Source organism: Psychromonas sp. KJ10-2 (assembly GCF_047323255.1).
Classification (GTDB): Bacteria; Pseudomonadota; Gammaproteobacteria; order Enterobacterales; family Psychromonadaceae; genus Psychromonas.
Genome location: NZ_CP178827.1, coordinates 1,770,614 through 1,796,079 on the forward strand (window position 1 = coordinate 1,770,614; position 25,466 = coordinate 1,796,079).

Below are 25,466 nucleotides of genomic sequence, written 5' to 3' on the forward strand. Positions count from 1 at the left end.
GTTTGATTGCAGAATGTACAATTTGCCGCCTTAAATCAGCCACCCTTTTTGTTCCTTGCTTCTATTTGGTACGGCTGAGCCAACTTATGAAGCTACTAACCCGTAAGGAGCGATTTTTATATGCGTCATTATGAAATCGTATTTATGGTTCACCCTGATCAGAGTGAACAAGTTAATGGTATGATTGAGCGTTACACTACTGCTATCACTGAAGCAGCAGGTACTGTTCATCGTCTAGAAGACTGGGGCCGTCGTCAACTGGCTTACCCAATCAACAAACTACACAAAGCACACTACGTTCTTATGAATATTGAAGCTGAGCAAAAAGTAATCGACGATCTGGAAACTGCTTTCCGTTTCAACGATGCTGTGATCCGCAACATGATCATGCGTACTAAAACTGCTGTAACTGAAGCATCTGTAGTAGCAAAAGCAAAAGAAGAGCGTGTTGAACGTGCTCCTCGTGCTCCGCGCCCAGAAGCAGAAGCTGCACCAGCAGAAGCTGAAGCATAAGAAACTGAGTGACTGATAACTTTTTGCAACTTACAGGTATTGTGACCGAAAGTCCGATACATAAAATTAGCCCAAGTGGCGTTGAACACTGTAACCTGACGATAGAACATCGTTCAGTGCAAGAAGAAGCTGGATTACCACGGAATGCAATGTGCTATATGCCAATTGCCACAAGTGGACCATTAGCAAGTCAGTTGAAAAATAAATTATCGAAAGGCATGCAAATTAAAGTAAGTGGTTTTATCACTTACCACCAAAGCAAGAGTAATCTTGGTAAATTGGTGTTACATGCTCAGTACATAGAACAAATTTAAGGAACTACCATGGCTCGTTACTTCCGCCGTCGTAAATTCTGTCGATTCACAGCAGAAAATGTTGTTGAGATTGATTACAAAGACGTTGTTACATTAAAAAACTACATCACTGAAAGTGGTAAAATCGTACCTAGCCGTATTACTGGCACAAGTGCAAAATACCAACGCCAACTAGCGCGCGCAATCAAACGTGCACGTTACTTGTCACTTTTACCATACACAGATTTACACAAGTAAATAGGAGCTATAGATTATGGAAATTATCCTACAAGATACAGTTGCTAACCTTGGTAAACTTGGCGATAAAGTAAACGTTAAAGCAGGTTACGCACGTAACTTCCTTTTCCCACAGCAAAAAGCTGTACCAGCAAACAAAGCTAACTTAGAAGCTTTTGAAGCACGTCGTGCTGATCTAGAAGCTAAGCAAGCTGCTAACCTAGCTGCTGCTCAAGCACGTGGTGAAGCTCTTACTGCATTAGAAGCGGTTGTTATCACTTCTAAAGCTGGTGATGCTGGTAAACTGTTCGGTTCAATCGGTACACGTGATATTGCTGATGCAATCACTGCTGCTGGTGTAGAAGTTGCTAAAAGTGAAGTTCGTCTTCCTGAAGGCGCTTTACGTTTAACTGGTTCTTACGAGATTACTGTTACAGTACACTCTGATGTAACTGCAGTTATCAACCTTGAAGTTGTTGAAGCTGAGTAATCAGTTAAACACTTTGATGTGATAAAAATACCCGCTCTCGAGCGGGTATTTTTTTATCTACAGAAAACTATAACTGCTCAGGTAAAACTAAACGATACCCCGCCCCATACACCGATTGAATCAAATCTTCTCCCTGACTAATATCAATCAACTTCTTTCTTAACTTTTTAATATGACTATCGATAGTACGGTTATTCACAATACGATCATCTGAATACATATTTTGCATTAACTGTTCACGGGTAAAAATACGACTAGGTTTATTGGCTAAACGTTTAAGCAGTTGAAACTCAACCGAAGTTAATGATGATTCAGTACCATTAAAAATAGCGACAAGACGATTTTCATCAAGCGAAAAACCAGTGAGAAGTCACTGAATGACTATTTTTCACCCTTCTCATGACAGTGTTAACTCTCGCCACCACCTCTCTAGGACTGAAAGGCTTACAGATATAATCGTCAGCCCCTAGTTCCAAGCCAAGTAAGCGATCAATTTCATCGACCTTTGCGGTAACCATCAGAATAGGCACATCAGAAAAGGCTCTAATCGCTTTGCATAACGTAATACCATCAGTGCCAGGCAACATAAGGTCTAATAAAATAACACTGGGTTGATGTGTTTTTACCCAATCAATCACCAGGTCACCATGATCAATTAAATGTGGTTCATAATCAGTCAATTTGAAATAATCAGCGAGTAGGTTCGCTAATTTTATTTCATCTTCAACAATTAAAATTGAATTGGCCACAGGCAACTCCTATAAATAACATCAATAAAGACAAGCCTAACTTTAGCTAGGTAAAATTAGGGTTAAATAAGCGGATATTAGTATATTAGCCTTCATACAGAGCAAACTGCCATTCTATTCTAAAGGCAATTCGATGATCACCGCTAATCCACCTAACTTAGCCTTAGCAGCTTTAATATTACCTTGATGTGCACTCACAATATGCGAACAAATTGATAACCCCAACCCAGAGCCACCAGTTTGTCTATTTCTTGAATTCTCGACACGATATAGCGACTCAAAAAGATGGGGTAGATGATGCTCAGCAACACCAACGCCATTATCCTCCACTGTAATTTGTAAATATTTTTGCTGATCATGAGTGATAACTGCCCATGATAATTTCACTAAATTAGCTATCGAATATTTAATACAGTTATTCATGATATTTTCAAACAGTTGGCATAATCGTGTTGGATCAACAAAAGCAATAAACTCACCAGACTGTTTCTCAAGCTCAAGTTTAATATTAGCGGCGGCAAGATAGCTGGTATATTTAGGCACTTCCGACTCTAGCCACAGGCCCACGTCGAGGCTTTGTTTACGGTAATGCATGCCACCAATGTCCGCACTGGTCAGTAAATGCAGGTCATCAATCAAATGCTGTAAGTGCTTAACTTCATCATTCGCTGACTCGATATTCTGTTTCTCTAATGCTCTTACACCATCTAAGATTGCTTCTAACTCACCTCTTAAAATAGCGACTGGTGTGCGTAATTCATGGGAGATGTTTGCTAACCAACGCTTACGCGCACTATCATTTTCATAAAGTGTCAGTGCTAATTCATTAAAATCTCGGCTTAACTCACCTAATTCATCTTTTCGCTTTACATCTACGTGCTGTTGATAGTCGCCTTGGGTGAGTTTATGCATACCTAGTATGATTTTTTTAATCGGCTCAGCAAGGTGTCTTGCTAATGGCAATGTAATTAGAATAACCAGCACCATAGTGATCAATGCAATTAACCAAAGATAACTTCGTTGTTGTTTAATGAAGTCTAACTCATAACCATCGGTGATTTGTTTATGCTTAGGGATCATTAACCACCCTACATTCACTTTATCAGTCATGATTGCAATTCTATTATAATCAATGCCTTTGATATAATGACCAACGATAAGCGCGTCATTAGCATCAAAAACAGCAAAACCTTCGTTCAAATCAGTCGGGGGACGGCGCCTTCTTGGTGGCGGGGCAAATCCCTCAGCTCTTGGTAACCTACTATTTGGTTTTGCCTCATAAGTAGAAGCTTGAGATTGCGGGTCTAAACCTTGCGAATATAGAAATAATAAATGTCCAAAATGCCTATTTCTATTTTGTATACTTTGCCAATTATTATTTTTTTATATTCATCTTCAAGCACTGCCACTAAGGGCTTTAATGCTTCAACCTCTTTACTATTCACATATTCAATAATACCTTTACCAATACTCCATTGTATTAATAAAACTAACGCAGTTACTAATACAAGACTGAAGCCGAAGAAGACGAGGAATAATTTATTATGTATTTTCATGCAGGGTTCTCATGCTCATGTGATGAATATTGTACCTTTAATCTCGGTAACATTAACAATAAATAGCACTGATATTTTAATAACACACTGAAAGGTGATACGACGAGTTAGAGAAGCTAAAAGTGAAGTAATACAATATCGGAAAAACTAAACCCGCTAGCATGATAGATACGCTAACGGGTTTATTTAATAATTCATACTACCTGTATCAAAATAGTATAAATCAAATCACCCACTTTGAGTCCCACTTATATAAGCTAACATAAATATCGTTATTTATTGTTAGCTTACTGTTACATGACCAGAATCTTATGCTCTTTTATCATATAGTTGGGTTATTGTTATTATTATTTCTTTCCGTTAAGGTCGAATTGGAAAGTACCTTTATTTCTAAGCTTAGAAAAATCTATGTTTAGAAAATCTGTTGCTGATATAACGAATCGACATGCACTAAGGTCATGAACAGAATGTTCGCAATATCATTAATTTTAAGACTGCGGACGAGGCGGTTTAAAACTAGTAAATTCATTTTCACTCACTACACCGTTGCCATCTGAATCCATATCATCGAACACAGTTTGGTGATCACCGTGTGGGATCTCTTGAGCAGAAAATTCATCGAAAGTAAGTTCGCCGTCACCATCAGTATCAACAGAAGAAAATTGTGGTGGACCACCTTGAGGGCCGCCTTCAGGTCGGTCTTGATCAGAACTGGCAGCATAACTTTGACTCATAACACCTACAGACATAACTAAAGCTAGTAATATGTTTGAACTATTTTTCATTTCAAAAATCCTATCAGGTTTAAATTTCGCAAGGACAATAACAACAGAATGTGCAAATACTGTGCAAAATAGAAAATAATTTGAAAAAACAGGTATTTCATTTAACTATCTATTTTATTTGAGAGAATAAAGCCTGATACTAAGCCAATAATTTCACGTATAGAGTAGGTATAAATGAAAACATTAGCTGACTATCAGTCATTAACAAAACAGGCCGTTGCACTGATCGAAGATGAAAAAGATCTGATTGCCAACCTATCTAATTTAAGTGCGTTACTTAATAGCAACTTACACCAAATTAATTGGGTAGGCTTTTACCTTTATAAGGAAGAGGAACTAGTATTAGGCCCTTTCCAAGGTAATGTCGCTTGTGTCCGTATTGCATTAGATAAAGGGGTTTGTGGGAAAGCATTCAGTACCAATAGCACACAACGTATCGCTGACGTACATGAATTTCCGGGACACATTGCCTGCGATGCAGCAAGTCAATCAGAGATTGTTGTACCGATTAACTCACAGGGTAAAACAGTAGCGGTATTAGATATTGATAGCCCTATTACAGAACGTTTTACTGAAATAGATGAAGCAGGCTTAATTCACTTTGTAGAGCAAATACAAGATAAGCTTAATTTTTAAGTAAATACTTAATAAGGTGCATCAATTCAGTATTTGATGCACCTTATTACAAAGCAATATCAATATTCATTAACGCCGTTAATTGTGCAACCCACTGATCAATTGTAATCGTAAATGAACCGGTTACATCTAACTCACGATCTTCTAGTACATCTACCTCTGGATTTTCAGCTTGTTTTAAGGCAATCACTTTATCTCTATGTGTTAGTAACGCCACGATATAAGGTCTAAATAACACAAACATCGCTGTGATCCACTGGTTTACCACTAGGTTAGGATAAGCATGATCAATATAAAAACGATCAAGCAAAGCAATCGTATCTTCAGCTGAATACCAAGTTTGTGCACAAACCCAACGATTAGTGGTAAATAACCCAACCGGAAACCCTTCATCGTCCATGGAGATACAGATAAAGTGCGCTAGCGCATCCTCTCCTGACGGCCAAGGCTCAGACTGCATAAAACCTGACATAGGTTGAATAGACTCAGGAATAGCAGGTGAGCGTATAAAAGTATGAAAATGCCCATGCTCCCCTTCTACGCCTCTGTGATTATGATAATAATATTGACAGTGAGACTCATCATCGTAGACATCTTGTTCAGGATAATGGTTTAACTGATAAAAAGTCCCCTGCCCCTTAAGTAATTCACTAACCACATTAATACCCGCTTTATTTAATAAACGATGGCACTCCTTAACGGTTTGTGCAGCCACCAGCATCTCATCTAAATTATCAATATACTCAAGTGAAGGCATTTCGAGTGGAAGGGCTTCTTCACAGGCAGACCAACCAATTTTTGTTGACATATAAGCGTTACCTTATTATTTAAAAGTACAGGTAATTGAAAAAAGGCAATGGTGCAAAACAATCACACCATCACTCAGGTAGCATATCATCTGTTACAACGCATAACGTTTAACTGGCAGCACAAGGGTTAGCAGCACATGGATTCTTGGCTGCACATGGATTTTTAGCGGCACATAGGTTCTTTGCTGCACACGGGTTCTTGGATGCACATGGGGTTTTAGCGGCACATGGATTCTGTGCAGCACACGGATTGGCGGCGACACAAGGGTTAACAACTTTTGTAGACTTAGCTTTGCATGGAGAACAAAATGCATCACATGAAGCACCACAAGATGCAACAGCAGGATTAATAGTTAAAACAGCACCAACGATACCAGCAGCGATAACAGCAGGTTTATTTTTTAAAATCTTTTTCATTTTCATTGTCCTTAGGGTTAAGTTAAAAATCACTTACAACAACTGCGCCACTTATTTGGTATGCGTTATTGCCTCTCAGAAGACCTAGCACTATATTTAAAAATTTCAGAAAAAGTCATCACAAATGCAAGTTTATCAAGTTGTTATCAAATACTTGATATCTCACAGATAAAAAACAAATGCACATGATTTATAAAAAATATTATTAAGCTTTTTTATGACAGATTATCACTGCTATTAAATCAGTATTTTAGCAGCTCAATAAACGACATAAACATCAAAAAACAATCACAACAACAAATTAAAGTGTTCATCCTCTTATTCACACAGTGATCACGGTCACGCCCTATTTTTAAATGCAAATAAATAGCAATTATTTTCTGATATAGCTATCTGATACATCAATACTGCTGTTAGTGGGTAACAAAACTTACAAATGGTATTTATTACAGGCATAAAAAAGCCCCGTATTAACGAGGCTTAAATGGTCAACAAAAGCGATAAACGCTTTTCATATCCAGTATCAGCTTATTTAGCTTGTGGGCGCATGTGAGGGAATAACAATACGTCACGGATAGTATGGCTGTCAGTAAACAACATTACTAAACGGTCAATACCAATACCTTCACCCGCTGTTGGTGGCAAACCATGCTCAAGAGCAGTAATGTAATCTGCATCGTAGAACATTGCTTCATCATCTCCCGACTCTTTTTGAGCAACTTGATCCATGAAACGTTGTGCTTGGTCTTGTGCATCGTTTAGCTCAGAGAAACCATTGGCTAACTCACGGCCGCCTACGAAGAACTCAAAACGGTCAGTTACATCTGGGTTATCATCGCTACGACGTGCTAGCGGTGAAACCTCTGCAGGGTAAGCGGTAATGAAAGTTGGTTGCATTAATTTGTGCTCAGCCGTCTCTTCAAAGATCTCTGTTAACACTTTACCTTCGCCCCAGCTATCTTTGATATGAATATCTAAACGCTTAGCTAACGCTTTTAAACCTTCCATGCTGTCTAACTCAGCAGCTTCAATCCCTTCGTTATACTCTAGGATTGACTCTTTCATCGTTAAACGTACAAATGGCTTACCAAAATCAAACTCTTCTTCACCGTATTTAACGATGCTTGAACCTAATACATTTTCAGTAATAGTACGTAACATATCTTCGGTTAAGTTCATTAGATCAATGTAATCAGCGTAAGCTTGGTAGAACTCAATCATAGTGAATTCTGGGTTATGACGTGTTGAAACACCTTCGTTACGGAAGCTACGGTTAATTTCGAATACACGCTCAAAACCACCAACCACTAAACGCTTAAGATTTAACTCTGGTGCAATACGTAAGTACATAGGTAAGTCTAACGCATTGTGGAATGTTTCAAATGGACGAGCCGTTGCACCACCAGGAATTGCTTGTAGCATAGGCGTTTCTACTTCCATAAACTGACGGTCGTTTAAGTAAGTACGAATCGCATTAACGATTTTGTTACGTAAAATAAATGTTTTACGAGACTCTTCATTGGCAATTAAATCAAGGTAACGTTGACGGTAACATGCTTCAGTATCAGATAAACCGTGGAACTTATCTGGTAACGGGCGTAATGCTTTAGTCAGGATGCGAATTTCAGATACTTTAATACTAAGCTCGTCTGTTTTAGTTTTAAATAAAACCCCCTTTGCACCAACGATATCGCCTAAATCCCACTTTTTGAATTCAGTGTTGTAAAAACCTTCAGCTAAGTTATCGCGTGCAACGTAGACTTGTACTTGACCGCCCATATCTTGCAAGGTTGCAAAACTTGCTTTCCCCATAATACGACGTGTCATCATACGACCAGCAACACTAACTTCAACAGCTAACTCTTCTAGCTCTTCTTTGCTCTTAGCATCATATAACTTATGAAGATCGTCAGAGATGTTTTCACGACGGAAATCATTTGGGAAAGCTTGACCCTTTTCACGCATCGCATCTAATTTAGTTAGACGTTGCGCTAGAATTTCGCTTAACTCGACCTGTGGTTCTTCTGCTTTGTTTTGCTCTGACATGATAGTTCCTATCTTTTACTTCAATTTTTAAAATGATTGTTGTTTCAAGCTTGATTGTTAAATCACAAACCTGATTTTAAGCTTGCTTCAATAAATTTGTTTAGATCGCCGTCTAACACCACCTGTGTGTTGCGGTTTTCAACACCGGTGCGTAAATCTTTAATTCGCGAGTCATCTAGTACGTAAGAACGAATTTGACTTCCCCAACCAATATCTGACTTACCATCTTCGTTGATCTGTTTTTCAGCATTCTGCAACTGTAACTCATGCTCATAGAGTTTAGCGCGCAGTTGTTTCATCGCTTGATCTTTATTTTTATGTTGTGAACGGTCATTTTGACATTGTACAACAATATTGGTCGGTGTATGGGTAATACGTACCGCTGATTCCGTTGTATTAACGTGCTGACCACCCGCACCTGACGCTCGATATACATCAATACGTAAATCTGTAGGATTAATCTGAATATCGATGTTGTCATCAATCTCTGGATAGATAAATGCAGAAGCAAATGAAGTATGACGTTTACCCGATGAATCAAACGGTGATTTTCGTACTAAACGATGTACACCTGTTTCAGTACGCAACCAACCATAAGCATATTCACCACTAAAACGGATCGTAGCCCCTTTAATACCAGCCACATCACCTGGTGTAGCTTCCATTAATTCGGTTTTGTAACCGTTAGCTTCGCCCCAACGTAAATACATACGCAGTAGCATGTTGGCCCAATCTTGTGCTTCTGTACCGCCCGAGCCTGATTGAATATCAAGATAACAAGAGCATGCATCCTGTTTGCCTGAGAACATACGACGGAATTCAAGTACTTCTAATTGCTTCTCAAGATCGTTGGCTTCTTTAATCGCTTCATCGAAGGTGTCTTGATCATTTTCTTCAACAGCCATTTCCACCAACATCTCAATATCGTCAGTACCGGCTGTTAAGGCATCAATAGTTTTAACCACTAATTCAAGACTACTGCGCTCTTTACCTAAAGCTTGTGCATAGTCAGGATCATTCCATACTTCCGATGACTCTAACTCTCGACTTACCTCTTCTAAACGCTCTAGTTTAGCGTCATAGTCAAAGGTACCCCTAAGCATTTCAGCACGCTCAGTTAGGTCTTTAAGTTGATTAAGGATTGGGTTTACTTCAAACATCAATACTCACTATATTATTTTATTAATAAAAAGAGCCGAATTTTAACCAATTATTGTGTAAATAAATAGGGAACAATAAGAATTTGTCTGCGCTTGATATCAACACACTCTAGGAATCAGCGAAAAGTAATAACAAAGTCCCCTGTATAGCTAACTAATACGCTTAAAACAGCGACTTGGTTTATAAAAAGTAGCTAACAAGGCAAAACAAGCAACCAACAAAGTCAAAGCAAATTCACCGGTTCATCGCTAAAAACTTGTTAGACCACAAATAAGTCAACAAAAAAGACCAAAAAGTAGCAATATTAGGATGCATTTTAATTTTATTAACGTAAAGTTAGTGCCTCATTAACGTAACGTTGATGGCTTATTGACACAAGGTTCGCTTCTACCCGATACAGGTAGAAAACGACGCAATTAACCGATTGTATAAGGATACAACTCATGGAAATGCTCTCAGGCGCAGAAATGGTAGTGCGCTCTCTACAGGACGAAGGTATAGAACATATCTTTGGTTACCCTGGCGGTTCAGTATTAGATATATACGACGCAATCTTTCAATCTGATGAAATTGAACACTTTTTAGTACGTCATGAACAAGCTGCTGTACACATGGCAGATGCTTATTCACGTTCAACAGGTAAAGTTGGCTGTGTATTAGTAACAGCAGGACCTGGCGCTACAAACTGTATTACTGGTATCGCAACAGCTTACATGGATTCAATTCCATTAGTTGTTTTATCTGGTCAAGTACCTACTTTTTGGATTGGTGACGATGCCTTCCAAGAAACGGATATGATTGGTGTTTCACGCCCAGTTGTAAAACACAGTTTCTCTTGTCGTACTGCGGAAGATATTCCAAAGGCGATCAAAAAAGCGTTTTACATTGCATCAACAGGTCGACCTGGCCCGGTAGTTATTGATCTACCAAAAGATGTACAAAACCCACTTAACAAATTCCCTTATGAATACCCTGAAAGTGTTAGCTTGCGTTCATATAACCCAACACTTAGTGGTCATAAAGGACAAATCAAACGTGCAGTTTCCGCCTTAGTCGGCGCTAAAAAACCTGTTTTATACGTAGGTGGCGGTGCAATCATTGCCAATGCGTCAAAACAAGTATTACAACTGGCTGAAAAACTCAACTTACCAGTAACCAATACGCTTATGGGTCTAGGTGCATTCCCTGGTGAACACGAGCAATTCATCGGTATGTTAGGTATGCACGGTACCTACGAAGCGAATAAATCAATGCACAATGCAGATTTAATCTTTGCATGTGGTGCGCGCTTTGATGACCGAGTAACCAATAACGTAGATAAATTCTGTCCAAACGCAAAAATTATGCACATTGACATTGACCCTACATCAATTTCAAAAAATATTCATGCCGACCTACCGATTGTAGGTAGCGTTGAAGTGGTATTACAACAGATGTTAGATCTGATTGATGAAACTAACGCAATGAATGACAGCAATGATATTAACGCTTGGTGGGATCAAATTAATGAATGGCGCGCGAAAGATTGCCTAGCTTATAAAACATGCGATACGCATATCAAACCACAACAAGTTATTGAGTGTTTATACAAGGTAACCAAGGGTGATGCGATTGTGACATCTGATGTTGGCCAGCACCAAATGGTTGCGGCACAATACTACCCATTCAAAGAACCTCGCCAATGGATCAACTCTGGTGGTGCAGGTACCATGGGCTTTGGCTTACCGGCAGCAATGGGCTGTAAAATTGCACACCCAGACCGCCCTGTGGTTTGTGTGACTGGCGATGGCTCTATTCAAATGAATATTCAAGAGTTATCAACGTGTATGCAATACAACATTCCTGTTGTTATCTTACTATTAAATAACCGTTCATTAGGTATGGTAAAACAGTGGCAAAAAATGTTCTACGGTGGTCGTCAATCTCACTCTTATATGGATAGTGTACCTGATTTTGTTAAGTTATCAGAAGCTTACAACCATATTGGTATTAAAGTAGATACTATTGATGAGCTTGAGCCTGCACTAACACGCGCCTTTGAATTAAAAGAACGTGTTGTGTTTGTAGATGTTGCCATTGACCCAGAAGAGCACGTTTACCCAATGCAAGTTAAATTCGGCAGTATGGAAGACATGTACCTAAGCAAAACGGAGCAAACTGATGCGTAGAATTATTTCTGTATTAATTGAGAATGAATCAGGCTCACTGGCACGTGTTGTAGGTTTATTCGCACAACGTGGTTATAACATTGAATCATTAACGGTATCACCAACCAACGACAACACATTGTCACGTATGACCATCACGACTGACGTAGTTGATAATGCAACACTTGAACAAATGATGAAGCAATTACACAAGCTAGTCGATGTGCTACGTGTTTCTGAATTAACACAAACACCGCATGTTGAACGTGAATTGTTGCTATTAAAAGTGCGTACAGTAGGCCCTGAAGCACGTGAAGAAGTGAAACGCACCAGTGATATTTATCGTGGTCAAATCGTTGATATCACACAAAACTTATACACTATCCAATTAACGGGTGCAGGCTCCAAGCTAGATGCATTCGTAGCAACAATGGATGAATGTAGCGAAATAGTAGAAATCGTTCGCTCTGGTGTATGTGGTATTGCTCGCGGTGATAAGTCTTTACGCGCTTAATAGACAAAGTCCCGAAGTAATTTACATTAAAATCAGTATAATTAATGCAAAGTATAGTTTCTGTACTTTGCATTTTTTGTATATGCCGGCCTAATATCAATCAGCAGCAATATATGAAATGGTCTATTTGCTATTATAGGAGATTCAAATGTTTGAGCTTTTTGCATTACTAATGTCCGCATTTGTACTTTTTATGTTTGGTATATCCGTACTAAGCTTAGCGGTCATTGCCATTATTATGGTTGCCTGTTTTATCTTAGTTGGCGCACTTTCTTTTTTATTTAAATTTGGTATTTGGATACTACTCGGCTATCTTATTTATTATTACTTCTTTAAGCATGATAAGGAAAAATCATGAGTCGTTTAGGTTTAGTTATTTGTTCTCTCTTATTTTCACTAAATAGTTTAGCTGCAGAATTAACTGTAACTGATCAATATGTTAGAGCAACCCCACCACATGTTAAAAACAGTGCAGCTTTTTTAACGATAGACAACCAGAGTGAAGAGAGTGTTAAACTAGTCTCTGTCAGCAGTGACATAGCAGATCGCGTAGAACTACATACACACATTAGTGAAGCAGGATTAATGAAAATGCGCCAAGTTGAGTCTATACTCATAAAGGGGCATAATAGTGTACAATTACAACCTGGTGGTTATCATGTCATGTTTTTAGGTTTAAAAAATGATTTGGTTGCCGGTGACAGTGTTGATATTACACTCTATTTTGATAATGGAGATGCAATAGATATCACTGCGCCAATACAAAAAATTACAATGTCTCACAAAACAGCAGATACTAAACACCAATAATAATTGAGATCACAAAGGAATTTCCTATTATGAAAAAACAAATTTTAGCCGCTGCGGTAGCAGCTACAATGAGCATGCCAGCAATGGCTGATTTCTTAGGTGTTTATGCGGGTATTGATTACAATACTAACGAAACAACATACCAAGGCCAGTCAGATCGTTCAAATAACATCTCAGGTTACATTGCATTTGAACATTTCATTCCACTTATCCCAAATGGTAAAATCAAGTTTTCTGATTTACAAAATGATGACTTTACAACTGAAGATAGCCAAGCAAAAAACGCTATTTTATACTACGAAATTTTAGATAATGACCTAGTAGAAGTTGATTTAGGTGTGGCTTACACAGATGCTGATGGTTTTAACGAAAGCGCTTCAATTGCACAGGCTTACGGTGCTGCTAAAGTACATGTACCAGGTGTAAGCATGCATGCCTTTGGTGAAATCATTGCAGGATCTGTAACCAGTGATGATTACCTAGATACTGAAATTGGTTTGGCTTACACATTTAACCCAGACTCACCTTTTGTTAATGTATCTGCACGTGTTGGTTATAAACTACAAGAGTTAGACCTTAACCACACCAACAGTACACAAGAAGTAAAAGGTTTATTTGCAGGCGTAGAAGTACACTTCTAAACAGTGCTTGATAATAAATAAAACCACTTTTATAAAGCCACTAAGAACGTATTCTTAATGGCTTTTTTCTTTTAAAAGGATGAAAAAAGCCATATTTAGCACCTTAAAAACCACCTAAATGATAATGATTATTACCCCTACACTTTAAATGCCATTTAGTTATAAAAGAGTAACTTTTATTCTTTCGTAGACTAGATAACCTCGCGTAAACTCCGCATATCTTAATGTAATAGCGGAAATTACTTCATGGCACTTAACAATTTATCGGCTTTAACTTCGCCTTTATCTGAGTCACAACTGGCTCAATTGCAACAAGCAACAGCTGGCTTAGATGCAGTACAAACTGCATGGGTTAGTGGTTACCTAGCAGGCGTAAGCCAAGGCCCAGTAGCTGCAGCAGCTCCTACACAAAGTGCAGGACAAAGCTTAACTATTTTAGTCGGCTCACAAACTGGTAACGCAAAAGGCGTTGCACAAGAGTTAGCAGAACAAGCAGCTGCACGTGGCATCCCAAATCAACTTATCTCAATGGCTGATTACAAAGTTAAAGCGATTAAAGATGAGAGTCATGTGATTGTAGTGGCAAGCACAAACGGTGAAGGTGAAGCACCGGATGATGCTATCGACCTACATGCATTCTTAGCGTCTAAAAAAGCACCAAAACTGGCAGATTTAAAATTTGCAGTATTAGGTTTAGGTGACTCAAGCTACGAATTCTTCTGTCAAACAGGTAAAGACTTCGAAGAGCGTTTAGCAGCATTAGGTGGTGAAATCATCACTGAACGTTTAGATGCCGATGTAGATTATCAAGAAGTAACACAAGCTTGGTTTGATAAAGCATTAGACGCAGTTGAATCAACACTGCAAAAAGAAGGTGTAACAACTGCAGCAGTAGCATCAAGCTCACCAGCGGCTGCAAACAAATACAACAAGCAAAACCCATTTTCTGCAAGCCTGTTAACTAGCCAGAAAATCACTGGTAATGAATCAGCTAAAGATGTGCGTCATATCGAAATCGATTTAGAAGGCTCAGATTTACACTACACGGCCGGTGATGCGCTTGGTGTATGGTTTAAGAACGATCAAGCAATGGTTGATGAACTGATTGCTAAACTAGGCTTAGATGCGGATAAAGAGATCACACTAGGTGAGCAAACGATTACCTTAAAAAATGCATTAATTGAAGAGTTCGAGCTAACGGGTACACACCAGGCTTTATCGAAGGTTACGCAGCATTAACTGAAAATAAAGAACTACTGGCATTAGCAGAAGACAAAAACGCATGCCGTGACTTTGCTAATACACATCAAATTGTTGATGTAGTAACAGTAGAAGGTAATGACCCAGTAACAGAAGAAAACTTCGTTGCATTATTGCGCCGAAGCAGCCCACGTTTATATTCAATTGCATCAAGCCAAACAGAAGTGGAAGAAGAAGTTCACTTAACTGTTGGTGCAGTAGTATTTGATAACGAACTCGGCCAACAACGTGGTGGCAGTGCTTCTACTTTCTTATCTCACCGTTTAGAAGAAGGTGAAGAGGTCAAAGTATTTATCGAAGATAACCACAACTTCCGTCTTCCAGCTAACCCAGACACACCAGTGATCATGGTTGGCCCAGGTACAGGTATCGCACCATTCCGCGCTTTCATGCAAGAGCGTGAAGCAACGGATGCAACGGGTAAAAACTGGTTATTATTTGGTGACCAAACATTTAACGAAGATTTCCTATACCAAGTTGAATGGCAGAATTACCTGAAATCAGGTCTATTAACTAAATTAGATTTAGCTTTCTCTCGCGACCAAGCAGAAAAAATCTACGTACAAGACCGTTTAAAAGAGAACGCAGCTGAAGTGTTCAAATGGTTACAAGATGGTGCTCATTTTTACGTTTGTGGTGATGCAAATCGCATGGCTAAAGACGTACAAACAACACTTATCGAAATTATCAGTAAGCAAGGTAAATTAAGCCTTGAAGATGCAGAAGAATACTTAACAGAATTACGCCAAGCAAAACGCTACCAAAGGGATGTTTACTAATGAGCCAGAAATTACACGACAACGAACGCATTAAAATTGAAAGTAATTATCTTCGCGGTAACTTAGTAGAAGGTATTAACGATACAACAACAGGTTCATTCCATCCTGATGAAGTGCAACTTGTTAAGTTCCATGGTTTATACCAACAAGATAACCGTGATCGCCGTGCTGAGCGTAAGCAACAAAAACTAGAGCCGCTTTACTCATTTCTATTACGTGCGCGTCTACCTGGTGGTGTTGTAACACCTGAGCAATGGTTAGAGATTGACCGTATTGCTGAAGAGTTAACTGATGCTGGTAGTATCCGTATTACCACGCGTCAAACTTTCCAATACCACGGTATTTTTAAACGTAACTTAAAATCAGTATTCCAAGAATTGAAATTCAAAGCGAACATCGATTCTATCTTTACTGCGGGTGACGTTAACCGTAATACGATTTGTACCTCTAACCCAGAGCAATCTGAGTTACACACAGAAGTGTACGAACTGTCTAAAAAGATCAGTGAACACTTCCTACCAAAATCAAACGCTTATGCTGAAATTTGGTTAGATGGTGAAAAAGTATTAGATACAGAAGAAGAGCCGATTTATCACAACATCTTCTTACCACGTAAATTTAAAATTGCAGTGGCATTACCACCTTACAACGATGTGGATATCCATGCCAATGACCTTAACTTCATTGCCATCATTGAAGATAACAAGATCACTGGTTACAACGTAGTAGTAGGTGCTGGTCTAGGTATGACACACGGTGATAAAACGACCTTCCCACGTCTAGGTGATGACTTTGGTTTCATCCCAGTAGACAAAGTGATGGAAGTGGCTGAAGCAGTGGTAACAACTCAGCGTGACCTAGGTGGTCGTGTTAGTCGTTCACATGCTCGTACTAAATACACACTAGAAACACACGGTATTGAAACCTTCAAAAAAGAAGTTGAAAAACGTGCAGGTATTACCTTCGCAGCACCAGGTGCTTACGAATTCACAGAGCGTGGAGATCGTATCGGTTGGGTAAAAGGTATCGATAACAAATGGCACCTAACTGTGTTCATTGAAAACGGCCGTATCCTAGACTTTGATGGTAAGCCATTAAAATCAGGTTTAGTGAAAATTGCTAAAGTACACCAAGGTACTTTCCGCATGACAGCGAACCAAAATCTAGTGATCGCAAGCGTACCGGAAGCAGAAAAAGACAACATTGAAAAATTAGCTCGCGAATGTGGCTTAATCGATGATAACACCAGTGACCAACGTATGGACTCAATGGCATGTGTATCTTTACCAACATGTCCATTAGCGATGGCAGAAGCTGAGCGTTACCTACCAGGCTTAACAGACGATGTTGAAGGTTTATTAGCAAAACATAATATCCCTAAAGATCACATCATTCTACGTATCACAGGCTGTCCAAATGGCTGTGGTCGTGCAATGTTGGCGGAAGTAGGTTTAGTGGGTAAAGCACCAGGTCGTTACAACCTGCATTTAGGCGGTAACAAAATTGGTACTCGTATTCCTAAGATGTACGCAGAAAATATCGACGAAGCAACAATCGTAAGTACATTAGATGAATTAATCGGCCGTTGGGCAAAAGAACGTAATCAAGATGAAGATTTCGGAGACTTTGTCATCCGTGCCGGCATTATTGCTGAAGTAGTTGTAGCAGCTAGGGACTTTTATGCCTAACACGTTAGATCTTGCCCATCTATTAACATTATCTAAAGCCGAGCAGACTGCTGCTCTGGCTGAAGTTAATCAGTTATTAGAAAAACAGACCGCGCAACAACGCGTTCAATGGGCGATCGACAATTTAGAAAGTGAATTTGTTTTATCATCAAGCTTTGGTATTCAAGCGGCCGTCTGTTTACACATGATCACCAGTGTAAAAGTCGACACACCAATCATCTTGACTGATACAGGCTACTTATTTCCTGAAACATATCGATTCATTGATGATTTAACAGAACAGTTAAATTTAAACTTAAAGATTTATAAAGCAGAGCATGGCCCAGCGTGGCAAGAAGCTCGCTTTGGTAAACTTTGGGAACAAGGTGTAGATGGGTTAACCAAATACAACCAGATCAACAAAGTAGAGCCAATGAAACGTGCTTTAAAAGAGCTAAACGCTAAAACCTGGTTCTCAGGCTTACGTCGCTCACAATCTTCAAGCCGTGAGGATTTAGCCGTACTAAGCATTCAAAATAATTGCTTTAAGTTTTTACCGATTATAGATTGGACAAATAAAGAGGTTCATTACTACTTACAAGAGAATAGCCTAAGTTACCACCCGCTATGGGAACAAGGTTACGTATCAGTAGGTGATGTACAAACTTCTCGTCCATTAGAGCTAGGTATGACCGAAGAAGAGACTCGCTTCTTTGGTTTAAAACGAGAATGTGGATTACACGAAGATCCTATCGAAGAACAAGGTAGTGGTATTTAATACTGCCCTGGTTTCTCGACCATAAAAACCTCTACCTTGTTAGAGGTTTTTTTATACTTAAGAAAAACTAAAAGCTGCCGATAAACTATTATTCACTTTAATAATTCACCTGGTATAAAGACCTATGAAAAAAATAGTAGCCAGCTCGTTACTTCTAGTCAGCTTAATCACATCTAACCTGTCGATCGCAGAAGACTATGAAGTGATTCAAGTTTATACACAAGACGAGTTAAATGCTTTAGTGAGAGACAATAAACACTTGCAACGTGTCAAAGCAGATGATTGTCAATTAGTCCAAGATATTGAAGCTCACGCTTTAAAAATTAAAGAACCATCATTCGTATACCTGTGGGGAGATATGCTCGCCTGGGGCGTCTGTGTAGACCGTAATGCCAAATTAGGCATGCACTACATACATGAAGCCGCTAATAAGGGCTTATTAGCAGCAATAGAGCAATTAGGCCGTTACTACAATAACGGTACACTAGTCATCCAAGACAAAGACAAAGCAATTCGTTACTTCAGAGAAGCCGCCTTATTAGGCCATCTAAAAGCAAAAATCAGCTATATCAAACTGCTAAACCAAGGTTACGGCAGCCCATACGATTATGAAGAAGCTTACCACGCCTTATACAACACTGTATTTGAAAGTAAAAAAACTAAAGCAGAAGCCAAACTACAACTAGCCAAACTAGAAACTAAAATGCCTGAGTACGCCATCAAAAACGCCAGACGCAGCAATCAGTTTTAAAAAAGCTATCAACGATCGCCTAATTTCATAAAGCGACAGCGATTAGACGTAGTCTAATACCGGGGCGCTGGGCGAATCAACCGTCAGGTTGGTCTCATGAACGGGTAAGCTCTGCGCCCCCTTTCTTAGCTTGCCAGTATGCGAGTTATCGCATACGACTATCAGCCTCAACGAGCAAAGCGAACTGATAAGCCATTCACAACATAAAACATTAAAGTCAAAAGAAGCAGGGTGAAGCCAGCGCCCCTAAAGATGTGTCGCAACTTTCATTACTTTCAACTCAAAACACTAAAATTCAACAGCAACACACAAAACCAAAACACTGCAGACTGAAGTCAGCGCCCCTTAAAAGATGTGTCGTAACCTTAATTGATATCGATAACACTTAAAATATGTTTCTCATGATCCACAAACAAACGTAAAAAAGAGCCGCAGCTATCAAGGTTAGCTTGATATTAGGGGCGCTGGGCGAATCAACCGTCAGGTTGGTCTCATGAGCGGGTAAGCTCTGCGCCCCCTTTTTCAGCCTGCCAGTATGCAAGTTATCGCATACAACGATTAGCATCGCTGAGCAAAGCGAACTGATAAGCCATTCACAACATAAAACATTAAAGTCAAAAGAAGCAGGCTGAAGCCAGCGCCCCTAAAGATGTGTCGCAACTTTCATTACTTTCAACTCAAAATAAGCAGGCTGAAGCCAGCGCCCCTAAAGATGTGTCGCAACTTTCATTACTTTCAACTCAAAATAAGCAGGCTGAAAAAAGGAATCGCAGAGCTCTTCCGCTCATTGCTCTAGACTGCCGGCTAACTCGCCCAGCGCCCCTTAAAGATGCGTCGTAACCTTAATTGATATCGATAACACTTAAAATATGTTTCTCATGATCCACAAACAAACATAAAAAAAGAGCTGCAGCTATCGAGCGAAGCTTGATACCCGGGGCGCAGGTCTTTAGCCTGCCAGTATGCGAGTTATCGCATACGACTATCAGCCTCAATGAGCAAAGCGAACTGATAAGCCATTCACAACATCAAAACACTAAAACTAACAGCAACACATAAAACCAAAATACTGCAGACTGAAGTCAGCGCCCCTTAAAGATGTGTCGTAACCTTAATTGATATCGATAACACTTAAAATATGTTTCTCATGATCCACAAACAAACGTAAAAAAGAGCGGCAGCTATCAAGCTTAGCTTGATATTAGGGGCGCTGGGCGAATCAACCGTCAGGTTGGTCTCATGAGCGGGTAAGCTCTGCGCACCCTTTTTCAGCCTGTCAGTATGCGAGTTATCGCATACAACGATTAGCATCGCAGAGCGAACCGTGAATAACTAAAAAAGCACAGTCAAAACACAAAAAACAAATTCAAAAGAAGCAGGCTGAAGCCAGCGCCCCAAAGATGTGTCACAACTTTCATTACTTTCAACTCAAAACAAGCAGGCTGAAAAAGGAATCGCAGAGCTCTTCCGCTCATTGCTCTAGGCTATCGCCTAATTCGCCCAGCGCCCCTTAAAGATGTGTCGTGCCTTTTATTGATAACGACAAACGAAAAACACTTTATCACAAGCATAAAAAAAGAGAGCCGAAGCTCTCTTTTTTGAATTTAGTTTAAAAACGATAAAGAGTAACTTTACTTGAGGTGTAGTACTCGATGATAGTAGAAACAAGCAGCTGCATCTTTACAGGTATAGCGCTACCTTCACTGCTAGTTAAACATGGTACTTAAACTATTTCTAGAACGTAGCACTTTCCTTCATCCATAAAAAAAGAGAGCCGAAGCTCTCTTTTTTGAATGTAGTTTAAAAACTATAAAGAGTAGTTATTACTCGATGATTGTAGAAACAAGCACCTACGTCTTTACAGGTATAGCGCCACCTTCACCAGTAGTGAGGTGAAAGCTTTGTTTTCCTTAGCCCATAAAAAAAGAGAGCCGAAGCTCTCTTTTTTGAATGTAGTTTAAAAACTATAAAGAGTAGTTATTACTCGATGATAGTAGAAACAACACCAGCACCAACAGTACGGCCACCTTCACGGATAGCGAAACGTAGACCTTCGTCCATAGCGATTGGACCAATTAGTTCAACAACGAACTTAAGGTTATCACCAGGCATTACCATTTCTACACCTTCTGGAAGCTCAACAGCACCAGTGATGTCAGTTGTACGGAAGTAGAACTGTGGACGGTAACCTTTGAAGAATGGAGTATGACGACCACCTTCATCTTTGCTTAGTACGTATACTTCAGATTCGAACTTAGTGTGTGGCTTGATAGAACCAGGCTTAGCTAGAACTTGACCACGTTCAACGTCTTCACGCTTAGTACCACGTAGAAGAACACCAACGTTCTCACCAGCACGACCTTCGTCAAGAAGTTTACGGAACATCTCAACACCAGTACATGTAGTAGTAACAGTATCTTTAAGACCAACGATTTCAACAGACTCACCAACTTTGATGATACCGCGCTCAACACGACCTGTAACAACAGTACCACGACCAGCGATTGAGAATACATCTTCAATAGGAAGGATGAATGGCTTATCGATGTCACGCTCTGGCTCAGGGATGTAAGAATCTAGTGCGTCAGCAAGTTCAACGATCTTGTCTTCCCACTCAGCTTCACCTTCAAGTGCTTTAAGAGCAGAACCAAGGATAACTGGTAGGTCATCACCTGGGAAGTCGTATTCAGAAAGAAGTTCACGAACTTCCATTTCTACTAATTCTAGTAGCTCTTCATCATCAACCATGTCACATTTGTTTAAGAAAACAACTAAGTGTGGAACACCAACTTGACGAGAAAGTAGGATGTGCTCACGAGTTTGTGGCATAGGACCGTCTGTAGCAGCAACAACTAAGATACCACCATCCATTTGAGCAGCACCAGTGATCATGTTTTTAACATAATCGGCATGTCCAGGACAGTCTACGTGTGCGTAGTGACGAGTGTCTGTATCGTATTCGATGTGAGAAGTATTGATTGTAATACCGCGCTCACGCTCTTCTGGAGCGTTATCGATTGAAGAGAAATCTTTAGTGTCGCCACCAAATTTCTTAGTTAATACAGCAGAGATTGCAGCTGTTAAAGTAGTTTTACCATGGTCAACGTGGCCGATTGTACCTACGTTTACATGTGGTTTATTACGTTCAAATTTTTCTTTAGACACAGTGTGTACCTTCTTTATCAGTAAATACCTCTCCACATGCCATCACATGGAAAGGCGTTAGTTTAATTTATTTTTTATTTCGCTTCAATAATTGCGTTAGCAATTTTTTTAGGCGCATCGGCATATTCTAAAAATTCCATCGAATAAGATGCACGACCCTGCGTTGCTGAGCGAACTGCGGTAGCATAACCGAACATTTCAGACAGCGGTACTTTAGCATGAACGATCTTAACACCACCAGGGCCATCGTCCATTCCTTCAATAATACCTCGACGACCATTAAGATCCCCGACTACAGTGCCCATCCATTCTTCTGGAGTAGTTACTTCCACTTTCATCAGAGGCTCAAGGATAGTGGCATCAGCTTTTAATGCTCCATCTCTGAAACCCATCATGGCAGCAATTTTAAAGGCCATTTCGCTAGAGTCAACCTCATGGTAAGAACCATTTAATAAAGTGACTCGAACGTCAAGCATTGGGAAACCAGCAAGTACACCTTGGTTCATTTGTTCTTCACAGCCTTTGCTCACTGCTGGAATGTATTCTTTAGGGATTACATTATCAGCCATTTCGTTCACAAATTCAAAACCAGCACCATTTTCAAGTGGTTCTAATTTTAATTGGACGTGGCCATAGTGGCTCGGTCCTTCGCCTTGACGAATAAATTTACCTTCGATCTCAACCGATTTACGGATGGTTTCACGGTAAGCTACTTGTGGATTACCCACGTTACAGTTCACGGAGAACTCGCGACGCATACGGTCAACAATGATATCAAGGTGAAGTTCACCCATACCAGAGATCAGTATTTGTCCAGACTCTTCATTCGTTTCAACACGGAATGAAGGATCCTCAGCAGAAAGTTTTTCTAGTGCTAGCGTTAATTTATCTTGGTCAGCCTTGGTTTTAGGCTCAACCGCAATTTGAATTACCGGTTCAGGGAAATCCATACGCTCAAGTATAATATTCTGTCCAGCAACACAAAGCGTGTCTCCCGTAGTGACGTCTTTAAGGCCAACCGCAGCGGCGATATCACCAGCGCGAACCTCTTTGACTTCCTTACGTTCGTTAGCGTGCATCTGTACGATACGCCCTAAACGCTCTTTCTTGCCTTTAATAGGATTATAAACTTGATCACCAGACTTAACTACGCCTGAGTACACACGCATAAACGTTAACGTGCCCACGAATGGGTCCGTTGCAATTTTAAATGCGAGTGCGGCAAATGGTGCATCATCAGAAGCAGGACATTCAATCTCTTTATCATTGTGGGCATTGATAGCTTTAATCGCATCAACTTCCACTGGAGAAGGTAAATAATCGATAACTGCATCAAGTACTGCTTGAACACCTTTATTTTTAAAGGCGCTACCACAAGTCGCTAATACAATTTCATTATTTAACGTACGAATACGTAAACCTGCTTTGATTTCTTCTTCTGAAAGTTCACCTTCTTCAAGGTATTTTTCCATCAGTTCATCATTTGCTTCTGCAGCTGTATCTACTAGCTCTTCGTGTAAAGCTTGCGCGTGCTCTAGTAGATCAGCAGGGATATCATTATATTCAAATGTCATCCCTTGATCTGCATCGTTCCAATTAATTGCTTTCATTTTAATGAGGTCAATAACCCCTTCGAACTCTTCTTCCGCACCGATATTCAAATGAATAGGTACACAAGTAGATCCAAGGCGATTACGAATTTGCTCAAGCACAGCCTCAAAGTCAGCCCCAGTTCTGTCCATCTTGTTAACAAATACAACACGCGGAACGTGGTACTTGTTTGCTTGACGCCAAACGGTCTCTGATTGTGGTTCTACACCTGATGTGCCACAGAAAACAACTACTGCACCATCTAACACACGTAAAGAACGTTCAACTTCAATAGTGAAGTCAACATGTCCGGGTGTATCGATGATATTAATGCGGTGCTGTTCGTACTGGTTTTGCATGCCCTGCCAGAAAGTAGTAGTGGCAGCAGATGTGATAGTGATACCACGCTCCTGCTCTTGCTCCATCCAGTCCATTGTTGCTGCGCCGTCGTGAACTTCACCTATACGGTGAGATACGCCAGTGTAGAACAATACACGCTCTGTAGTAGTAGTTTTACCTGCATCGACATGAGCTACAATACCGATATTACGGTAACGCTCAATAGGAGTTGTACGTGACAATGCAATGTCCTTTTTAAATAAAGCTTTGTGCAAATAGAAACGAAAAAGCACAGGCCAAAGCCTGTGCTAAATACTTTCTACCAACGGTAGTGAGCAAACGCTTTGTTTGCATCAGCCATACGGTGAACGTCTTCACGTTTCTTAACCGCAGAACCTTTGTTATCTGCTGCATCTACTAGCTCACCAGCTAGACGTAATGCCATTGATTTTTCACCACGCTTACGAGAAGCTTCAACTAACCAACGCATTGCAAGAGCATTACGACGAGAAGGACGAACTTCTACAGGAACTTGGTAAGTTGAACCACCAACGCGGCGAGATTTAACCTCTACGCTTGGGCGGATGTTTTCTAGAGCTACTTCAAAAAGTTCCATTGGATCTTTGCTGCTTTTTTCAGCTGCAGTTTCCAATGCACCGTAAACGATTTTTTCTGAAATAGATTTTTTTCCGTCAACCATTACTACGTTAACGAATTTTGTTAGGATTTCTGATCCAAACTTAGGATCTGGTAGTACTTTACGAGTAGCTACGACGCGTCTTCTTGGCATCTTATTATCTCCGTGCGCTTCAGGATTTTACCCAAAACATATTAAAATTAAATAGTGTTTGTTTGGCCTTACTTACGGAAAGTATTAAGATTTAGGCTTTTTAGCACCGTATTTAGAACGACCGTTACGACGTGCTGCAACACCTGAAGTATCAAGTGCACCACGAATTGTATGGTAACGAACACCCGGTAAATCTTTTACACGACCGCCGCGGATCAAGATTACACTATGCTCTTGCAAGTTATGGCCTTCACCACCGATGTACGAAGTTACTTCGAAACCGTTAGTTAGACGTACACGAGCAACTTTACGCATTGCCGAGTTAGGTTTTTTGGTGTAGTAGTATATACACGAGTACATACACCACGTTTTTGTGGACACGCTTCTAGCGCAGGAACGTTAGTTTTTTGAACTTTGTCCTTACGCGGTTTGCGTACCAATTGTGAAATTGTTGCCATTGTTAAATAGCTCCTAAGTGTGTGTGAAAAATCAAACCCTATAAATTAGGGTCGCAAGAGTTTACGCTGAATAGAATGGCGAGTC

23 protein-coding genes and 3 pseudogenes are annotated in these 25,466 nt (G+C 39.9%); 14 read left to right on the top strand and 12 right to left on the bottom strand.

All coding sequences use genetic code 11. The features are described from left to right. Window positions 1-120 precede the first annotated feature (120 nt). The 4 genes from rpsF to rplI are packed head-to-tail and all read left to right on the top strand — an operon-like array spanning window position 121 to window position 1,533. Window positions 121-513 (top strand): 30S ribosomal protein S6, encoded by a 393-nt coding sequence (rpsF, locus tag ACLKL2_RS08510; protein ID WP_113820523.1) that lies wholly within the window; start codon window positions 121-123, stop codon window positions 511-513. A gap of 8 nt (window positions 514-521) precedes the next feature. Further along, window positions 522-827: a primosomal replication protein N gene (gene priB / locus ACLKL2_RS08515; protein ID WP_113820524.1), complete on the top strand. Its 306-nt coding sequence runs from the start codon at window positions 522-524 to the stop codon at window positions 825-827. Window positions 828-836: 9 nt separating this feature from the next. Next, window positions 837-1,064, top strand: a complete 228-nt coding sequence (gene rpsR / locus ACLKL2_RS08520; protein WP_113820525.1) for a 30S ribosomal protein S18 — start codon at window positions 837-839, stop codon at window positions 1,062-1,064. A 16-nt stretch (window positions 1,065-1,080) separates the two neighbouring features. Then, on the top strand, window positions 1,081-1,533 hold the full coding sequence (gene rplI, locus ACLKL2_RS08525; protein ID WP_113820526.1) for a 50S ribosomal protein L9: 453 nt from the start codon (window positions 1,081-1,083) through the stop codon (window positions 1,531-1,533). A gap of 67 nt (window positions 1,534-1,600) precedes the next feature. Here rplI and ACLKL2_RS08530 read toward each other — a convergent pair. From ACLKL2_RS08530 to ACLKL2_RS08545, 4 genes and pseudogenes are all read right to left on the bottom strand, one after another. After that, window positions 1,601-2,282 (bottom strand): annotated as a pseudogene (locus ACLKL2_RS08530) (response regulator). A 114-nt stretch (window positions 2,283-2,396) separates the two neighbouring features. Continuing rightward, on the bottom strand, window positions 2,397-3,482 hold the full coding sequence (locus ACLKL2_RS08535; RefSeq protein ID WP_413694070.1) for an ATP-binding protein: 1,086 nt from the start codon (window positions 3,480-3,482) through the stop codon (window positions 2,397-2,399). Between the two features lie 104 nt (window positions 3,483-3,586). After that, a complete protein-coding gene (locus tag ACLKL2_RS08540; protein WP_413694071.1) occupies window positions 3,587-3,838 on the bottom strand; it encodes a hypothetical protein in 252 nt (83 codons plus the stop codon). A 488-nt stretch (window positions 3,839-4,326) separates the two neighbouring features. Then, window positions 4,327-4,623, bottom strand: a complete 297-nt coding sequence (locus ACLKL2_RS08545; protein WP_113820549.1) for an EF-hand domain-containing protein — start codon at window positions 4,621-4,623, stop codon at window positions 4,327-4,329. 174 nt (window positions 4,624-4,797) lie between these two features. On the opposite strand from ACLKL2_RS08545, the gene ACLKL2_RS08550 reads away from it, so the two are divergent. Next, window positions 4,798-5,259: a GAF domain-containing protein gene (locus tag ACLKL2_RS08550; RefSeq protein ID WP_413694072.1), complete on the top strand. Its 462-nt coding sequence runs from the start codon at window positions 4,798-4,800 to the stop codon at window positions 5,257-5,259. Window positions 5,260-5,305: 46 nt separating this feature from the next. Here the strand turns inward: ACLKL2_RS08550 and ACLKL2_RS08555 are convergent, their stop codons facing one another. The 4 genes from ACLKL2_RS08555 to prfB all read right to left on the bottom strand — a co-directional run bounded on the left by ACLKL2_RS08555 (window position 5,306) and on the right by prfB (window position 9,691). Beyond that, window positions 5,306-6,067, bottom strand: a complete 762-nt coding sequence (locus ACLKL2_RS08555) for a DUF6969 family protein (RefSeq protein WP_413694073.1) — start codon at window positions 6,065-6,067, stop codon at window positions 5,306-5,308. Between the two features lie 109 nt (window positions 6,068-6,176). Beyond that, entirely contained in the window at window positions 6,177-6,485 is a 309-nt protein-coding gene (locus tag ACLKL2_RS08560) for a hypothetical protein (RefSeq protein WP_413694074.1), read from the bottom strand. Window positions 6,486-7,013: 528 nt separating this feature from the next. After that, on the bottom strand, window positions 7,014-8,531 hold the full coding sequence (gene lysS, locus ACLKL2_RS08565) for a lysine--tRNA ligase (protein WP_113820532.1): 1,518 nt from the start codon (window positions 8,529-8,531) through the stop codon (window positions 7,014-7,016). Window positions 8,532-8,593: 62 nt separating this feature from the next. Beyond that, window positions 8,594-9,691 carry a peptide chain release factor 2 gene (gene prfB, locus ACLKL2_RS08570; RefSeq protein ID WP_413694075.1) on the bottom strand — a complete coding sequence of 366 codons (1,098 nt, stop codon included), beginning with the start codon at window positions 9,689-9,691 and terminating at the stop codon, window positions 8,594-8,596. 444 nt (window positions 9,692-10,135) lie between these two features. Here prfB and ACLKL2_RS08575 point away from each other — a divergent pair, with 444 nt between their 5' ends. The 9 genes and pseudogenes from ACLKL2_RS08575 to ACLKL2_RS08615 all read left to right on the top strand — a co-directional run bounded on the left by ACLKL2_RS08575 (window position 10,136) and on the right by ACLKL2_RS08615 (window position 19,039). Then, window positions 10,136-11,860, top strand: coding sequence for an acetolactate synthase 3 large subunit (locus ACLKL2_RS08575; protein WP_113820534.1), 1,725 nt, complete (start codon window positions 10,136-10,138; stop codon window positions 11,858-11,860). Then, window positions 11,853-12,353, top strand: coding sequence for an acetolactate synthase small subunit (gene ilvN, locus ACLKL2_RS08580; protein ID WP_113820535.1), 501 nt, complete (start codon window positions 11,853-11,855; stop codon window positions 12,351-12,353). Before ACLKL2_RS08575 ends, ilvN begins: the two co-directional genes overlap by 8 nt. Before the next feature lie 148 nt (window positions 12,354-12,501). Next, the gene (locus ACLKL2_RS08585; RefSeq protein WP_113820536.1) at window positions 12,502-12,711 is read left to right on the top strand and encodes a hypothetical protein; all 210 of its coding nucleotides are present in this window, start codon (window positions 12,502-12,504) and stop codon (window positions 12,709-12,711) included. Beyond that, complete coding sequence (locus tag ACLKL2_RS08590; protein ID WP_413694076.1) at window positions 12,708-13,163, top strand: copper chaperone PCu(A)C; 456 nt, start codon at window positions 12,708-12,710, stop codon at window positions 13,161-13,163. Before ACLKL2_RS08585 ends, ACLKL2_RS08590 begins: the two co-directional genes overlap by 4 nt. A 29-nt stretch (window positions 13,164-13,192) precedes the next feature. Next, window positions 13,193-13,804 carry a TIGR04219 family outer membrane beta-barrel protein gene (locus ACLKL2_RS08595; protein ID WP_113820538.1) on the top strand — a complete coding sequence of 204 codons (612 nt, stop codon included), beginning with the start codon at window positions 13,193-13,195 and terminating at the stop codon, window positions 13,802-13,804. A 246-nt stretch (window positions 13,805-14,050) separates the two neighbouring features. Beyond that, window positions 14,051-15,843: pseudogene (locus tag ACLKL2_RS08600) on the top strand (assimilatory sulfite reductase (NADPH) flavoprotein subunit). Next, window positions 15,843-17,531 (top strand): assimilatory sulfite reductase (NADPH) hemoprotein subunit, encoded by a 1,689-nt coding sequence (gene cysI, locus ACLKL2_RS08605; protein ID WP_113820540.1) that lies wholly within the window; start codon window positions 15,843-15,845, stop codon window positions 17,529-17,531. The pseudogene ACLKL2_RS08600 and the gene cysI overlap by 1 nt, the downstream one beginning before the upstream one ends. Next, on the top strand, window positions 17,524-18,288 hold the full coding sequence (locus tag ACLKL2_RS08610) for a phosphoadenylyl-sulfate reductase (protein ID WP_113820541.1): 765 nt from the start codon (window positions 17,524-17,526) through the stop codon (window positions 18,286-18,288). The genes cysI and ACLKL2_RS08610 overlap by 8 nt, the downstream gene beginning before the upstream one ends. A 124-nt stretch (window positions 18,289-18,412) precedes the next feature. After that, window positions 18,413-19,039: a tetratricopeptide repeat protein gene (locus tag ACLKL2_RS08615; protein WP_413694077.1), complete on the top strand. Its 627-nt coding sequence runs from the start codon at window positions 18,413-18,415 to the stop codon at window positions 19,037-19,039. A gap of 1,980 nt (window positions 19,040-21,019) precedes the next feature. Here ACLKL2_RS08615 and tuf read toward each other — a convergent pair. The 4 genes and pseudogenes from tuf to rpsL form a co-directional block, all read right to left on the bottom strand. Further along, the gene (gene tuf, locus ACLKL2_RS08620) at window positions 21,020-22,204 is read right to left on the bottom strand and encodes an elongation factor Tu (protein ID WP_113820543.1); all 1,185 of its coding nucleotides are present in this window, start codon (window positions 22,202-22,204) and stop codon (window positions 21,020-21,022) included. A gap of 74 nt (window positions 22,205-22,278) precedes the next feature. Beyond that, the gene (fusA, locus tag ACLKL2_RS08625; protein ID WP_113820544.1) at window positions 22,279-24,375 is read right to left on the bottom strand and encodes an elongation factor G; all 2,097 of its coding nucleotides are present in this window, start codon (window positions 24,373-24,375) and stop codon (window positions 22,279-22,281) included. Window positions 24,376-24,452: 77 nt separating this feature from the next. After that, window positions 24,453-24,923 (bottom strand): 30S ribosomal protein S7, encoded by a 471-nt coding sequence (gene rpsG / locus ACLKL2_RS08630; RefSeq protein ID WP_113820545.1) that lies wholly within the window; start codon window positions 24,921-24,923, stop codon window positions 24,453-24,455. Window positions 24,924-25,007: 84 nt separating this feature from the next. After that, window positions 25,008-25,381 (bottom strand): annotated as a pseudogene (gene rpsL, locus ACLKL2_RS08635) (30S ribosomal protein S12). Window positions 25,382-25,466 lie beyond the last annotated feature (85 nt).